At 38.5% G+C, this 4,892-nt stretch carries 5 protein-coding genes; 4 read left to right on the plus strand and 1 reads right to left on the minus strand.

All coding sequences use genetic code 11. From position 1 onward, the window contains the following. Positions 1-98 precede the first annotated feature (98 nt). A complete protein-coding gene (locus OZD66_RS03615) occupies positions 99-317 on the minus strand; it encodes a hypothetical protein (protein ID WP_182366422.1) in 219 nt (72 codons plus the stop codon). Between the two features lie 579 nt (positions 318-896). Here OZD66_RS03615 and rpsL point away from each other — a divergent pair. The 4 genes from rpsL to tuf form a co-directional block, all read left to right on the plus strand. Then, positions 897-1,271: a 30S ribosomal protein S12 gene (gene rpsL / locus OZD66_RS03620; RefSeq protein ID WP_006279787.1), complete on the plus strand. Its 375-nt coding sequence runs from the start codon at positions 897-899 to the stop codon at positions 1,269-1,271. Between the two features lie 5 nt (positions 1,272-1,276). Further along, the gene (gene rpsG, locus OZD66_RS03625) at positions 1,277-1,756 is read left to right on the plus strand and encodes a 30S ribosomal protein S7 (RefSeq protein ID WP_182366420.1); all 480 of its coding nucleotides are present in this window, start codon (positions 1,277-1,279) and stop codon (positions 1,754-1,756) included. Positions 1,757-1,777: 21 nt separating this feature from the next. Continuing rightward, positions 1,778-3,853, plus strand: a complete 2,076-nt coding sequence (fusA, locus tag OZD66_RS03630) for an elongation factor G (protein WP_182366418.1) — start codon at positions 1,778-1,780, stop codon at positions 3,851-3,853. A gap of 11 nt (positions 3,854-3,864) precedes the next feature. After that, positions 3,865-4,892 (plus strand): elongation factor Tu (gene tuf / locus OZD66_RS03635; RefSeq protein ID WP_275022244.1); only part of this gene is annotated, 1,028 nt, incomplete at its 3' end.

The raw sequence follows: 4,892 nt of genomic DNA on the forward strand, positions 1-4,892 counted from the left end.
TGGTATGGCTAAATTTGAGATAGCTTCATAAATTTATTGTGCGTTACCTACTATCCGAAGAGCGATGCAACAAAGCCCACTGGGATCCAGGAATTTTATTAAGTTGGTAAGCATAAAAATAGATGTTTTACGTTAAAATACAACGTTTTCGATGAGATTATATGGAAAACTGGATCCCAGTGTCTGGGCACTGGGATGACAAAGGAGAGCAGTGTCAAGCACTGGGATGACATCACAGGAGCACTGGAATGACACCTTCCTGCCCAGTTCATGTTGCTATAAATATTAAGAAATTTACCAAACAAAAAAAAAGGCAAAAGAAGCCCTAGTCATTGTCTATTTTCAGTATTTGGCGTTTTTTAAGTCTTAAACACTGCAATTTAGCTGCTTTTAATTGCAACTAACCTACGCTGCAAATGTTTAAGAAATTTACCAAACAGAAAAAAAGGCAAAAGAAACCCCGCGTTAGCTAGTTGTCACTCTCTAATCCTGCAAATTGGCGTACTATACTGTCTTAAACGACTTATAAGCGCGTTTCAGCTTATATAGGTAAAAACCCAGAAATGTTGTGAAGACATAAGGTGCACATAGTGCAAAAAATTAAAAATAAGACGCCAACTACGTTGTTTTCTTGCTGTTTAATCTGCACAGATGAAGATAACTGAATACCTTCAGTTTCATGATAAGGGGGCTGGCGGAGCTTGTCAAGCAAGTTTTTTCGTTTCTACTGAATGACAGTTGTGGCTTGGGAGGTAGTGCAAGAAGTCTACTGATGGCTTTCAAGGCAGTTGAGCTTAATTATTAGAGTAGTAATGTTTATTTTTATATTGACTATTGAGGTTTATTATTTTATAACTAAAAACTTAGTTATTTTAATGAGCTTGAGTTTATAACATATGCCTACGATAAATCAATTAATACGTAAGGGTAGATTAGGATTGACCCATAAGAAAAAGGTACCAGCTTTGGGAGAAAGCAACCCTCAAAGGAGAGGTGTTTGCACTAAGGTGTATACTACAACTCCTAGAAAGCCTAACTCAGCACTCCGTAAAGTAGCCAGAGTAAAAATTAGTGGGTATGGTGAAGTGACGGCTTATATACCTGGTGAAGGTCATAATTTACAAGAACACTCTGTTGTTTTGATACGTGGTGGGCGGGTTAAAGATTTGCCAGGTGTGCGTTATCACATAATAAGAGGTGCCCTTGATCTGCGTGGTGTGCAAAATCGAAAGAAAGCTCGTTCAAAATATGGTGTAAAGAAATCTGGTTAAAGTTTATGGCTCGTCGGAATAAAGCAAAAAAAAGAGAAATAAGTCCTGATTCGCGTTACGGCAGTGTTTTGCTGATGCGTTTCATTAATACAATCATGAAATGTGGTAAAAAATCTACTGCAGAAAAGATTATCTATGACGCTTTGTCTTTAGCTGAAAAGAAAATAGGCGAAGGTGGGTTATCAATTTTTGAGACAGCAGTAGGAAATGTTACTCCTTCTATAGAAGTGCGTTCTCGACGCATTGGTGGTGCAACTTATCAAGTACCTGTTGAAGTTCGACAAGATAGAGCGGTTTCTTTAGCGTTAAGGTGGATTGCTAAAGCAGCTTCTGCTGCTCGAAAAAAGAGTGGAAAAACCACTGTTGATTGTTTGCAATCTGAAATACTGGATGCTTATAATAAACGCGGTGGTGCGTTTAAGATGTGCGAAGAAAAATATAAAATGGCTGAAGCTAATAAGGCATTTTCTCATCTTCGTTTTTAATGTTAGCTAATTAATTGTGATATGGAAATTGGAATATCTAAATACAGAAATATAGGGATAATGGCTCACATAGATGCTGGTAAGACTACCACAACAGAGCGTATTTTATTTTATACTGGTAAGCAAAATAGAATTGGTGAAGTGCACGATGGTGCAGCTTCTATGGATTGGATGGAGCAGGAAAAGGAGCGTGGTATTACAATCACATCTGCTGCAACAACATGTTTTTGGAATGATCATAGGGTCAATATAATAGACACTCCTGGTCACGTTGATTTCACTATTGAAGTTGAGAGATCTTTAAGGGTTTTGGATGGTGCAGTTGCTGTATTTGATGGAGTTGCTGGAGTTGAACCTCAATCTGAGACAGTGTGGCGTCAAGCTGATAAATATAGCGTTCCTCGTATCTGCTTTGTTAATAAGATGGATAGAGTAGGGGCAAATTTTTATCGATGTGTTGATATGATAAAGACGAAGCTTGGTGCAGCACCTTTAGTTATTCATTTACCAATAGGGAGTGAGAAAGATTTCAAAGGTATAATTGACCTTATTTCTATGAAAGCCATTATATGGCAAGAAGAAACGTTGGGCGCTAAATTTTCTTATGAAGGTATTCCTTCTGATTTGCTTGATAAGGCTCAAGAATATCGAAATCTTTTATTAGATGCTACAGCTGAGATGGATGATGAAGCGATGAATACTTACTTTGAGTCTAATGATCTGCCAGTGGATTTACTGAAAAAGTGCGTGAGAAATGGGACCATTAAAGGAAAATTTGTTCCTGTGTTATGTGGATCAGCTTTTAAAAATAAAGGCGTACAACCACTTTTAGATGGTGTGGTTGACTTTTTACCTTCTCCTATTGATGTTGATGTAATTGTTGGAATTGATCCTAAAGATTCAGAAAAGAAAATTGAGGTCAAACCTTCAGAAAAAGAGAAATTTGTTGCTCTTGCATTTAAAGTGATGACGGATAAATTTGTAGGCAGCTTGACGTTTATCCGTATTTATTCTGGTAAATTAAAGTCTAAATCTACCGTTTCAAATGCGTTAAAAAACGAAACTGAAGGGATTGGCAGAATGTTACTTATGCATGCAAATAACCGAGAAGATATAACTGAGGCTAGGGCTGGAGATATAGTTGCTTTAGTTGGGCTAAAGAAAACAACCACCGGAGATACTTTATGTTCTGTTGATTTTCCTATATTATTGGAGCGTATGGAATTTCCTGAGCCTGTTATTGAAATTGCTGTGGAACCTAAAACCACTTCAGATCAGGAAAAATTAGGTATTGCTCTAAATAGGTTGGTTGCAGAAGATCCTTCTTTGAGAATGTCAGTAAATGCGGAAAGTGGCCAGACTATATTGAAAGGCATGGGTGAGCTCCATCTTGAGATTATTGTTGATAGAATGAAGCGCGAATTTAACGTTGAGGCTAACGTCGGTGCTCCTCAGGTTGCGTATCGTGAAACTATCACTAAATCTGTTGAAATTGATTACACTCATAAAAAACAATCTGGTGGAGCTGGTCAGTTTGCTAAGGTTAAAATAAAATTTGAACCTCTTGAGCCTGGTTCTGGGTTTCAATTTGAAAGTAAAATTGTAGGTGGTGCTATTCCAAAAGAGTATATTCCTGGGGTAGAAAATGGCTTGGAGTTGATAAAAGAAGGTGGTATAATTTCGGGATTTCCGTTGATTGATTTTAAGGCTACCCTTCTTGATGGTGCTTTTCATGAGGTTGATTCTAGTCCTTTAGCTTTTGAACTTGCTGCTAAAGGTGCTTTTAAAGAGATGGCAAATAAAGCTGGTCCAAAAATGCTGGAGCCTATAATGAAAGTTGAAATCATTACTCCTGAAGAATATATGGGTGATGTTATGGGTGATATAAATAGTAGAAGAGGAAATGTTGCTGATATGCTCGATTTAGGTAATAATAGTAAAATAATTACTGCTTCGGTACCTCTTGCAAATATGTTTGGTTATATCAACGTTTTGCGTTCTATGTCTCAGGGAAGGGCGCAGTATAGTATGCATTTTTCTTGTTATGAGCAAGTGCCACAATATGTGGTTGATGAGTTAAAGTTAGAGTATAATTAAGGGTAATAATTATGACAGCAGTAGTGGAAGCATTTGGAAAGCCGCATGTAAATGTGGGAACAATAGGACATGTGGATCATGGGAAGACGACGTTAACAGCGGCGATAACGAAGCATTATGGAAATTTTGTAGCGTACGATCAGATAGATAAAGCGCCAGAAGAAAGGAAGAGGGGGATAACGATAGCAACAGCGCATGTTGAGTATCAGACGGAAAAAAGGCATTATGCACACGTTGATTGTCCTGGACACGCTGACTATGTAAAGAATATGATAGTAGGTGCAGCACAGATGGATGCGGCGATATTGGTAGTGTCGGGGGTTGATGGGCCAATGCCACAAACGAGAGAGCATATATTGCTGGCGAAGCAGGTAGGTGTTGGATATATCGTGGTGTATATAAATAAAGCTGATGTTGCTGATGCTGATATGATAGATTTAGTAGAAATGGAAGTGAGGGAATTACTGAGTAAATACGGATTTCCAGGGGATGAAGTGCCTGTGGTGGTTGGTTCAGCACTCAAGGCGCTGGAGGATGACAGCAGCGAATATGGAAAGAAATCAATAGACAAATTGATGGAAAAGTTAGATGAATATGTAGCGGTTCCACCAAGGCCTGTGGATTTACCATTTTTATTGCCAATCGAAGATGTATTTTCGATATCGGGGCGAGGAACAGTGGTAACAGGAAGAATAGAGAAGGGAGAGATAAAGACGGGAGAAGAGATAGAGATAATAGGTCTGCAAGCGACGCAAAAGACGATATGCACAGGTGTTGAGATGTTTAAGAAGTTGCTGGATAAGGGAAGTGCAGGACTCAATGTAGGAATATTGTTAAGAGGAACAAAAAGAGAAGAAGTGGAGAGAGGGCAAGTATTAGCGAAACCGGGGACGATAACACCGCATAGAAAGTTTAAGGCGGAGGTTTATATATTAAAGAAAGAGGAAGGAGGAAGGCATACACCATTTTTTGCGAATTACCAGCCACAGTTTTATTTAAGGACAACGGATGTAACTGGGAGCATAAAATTGCTAGATGG

Source organism: Wolbachia endosymbiont of Drosophila baimaii (genome assembly GCF_028982185.1).
GTDB lineage: Bacteria > Pseudomonadota > Alphaproteobacteria > Rickettsiales > Anaplasmataceae > Wolbachia > Wolbachia pipientis.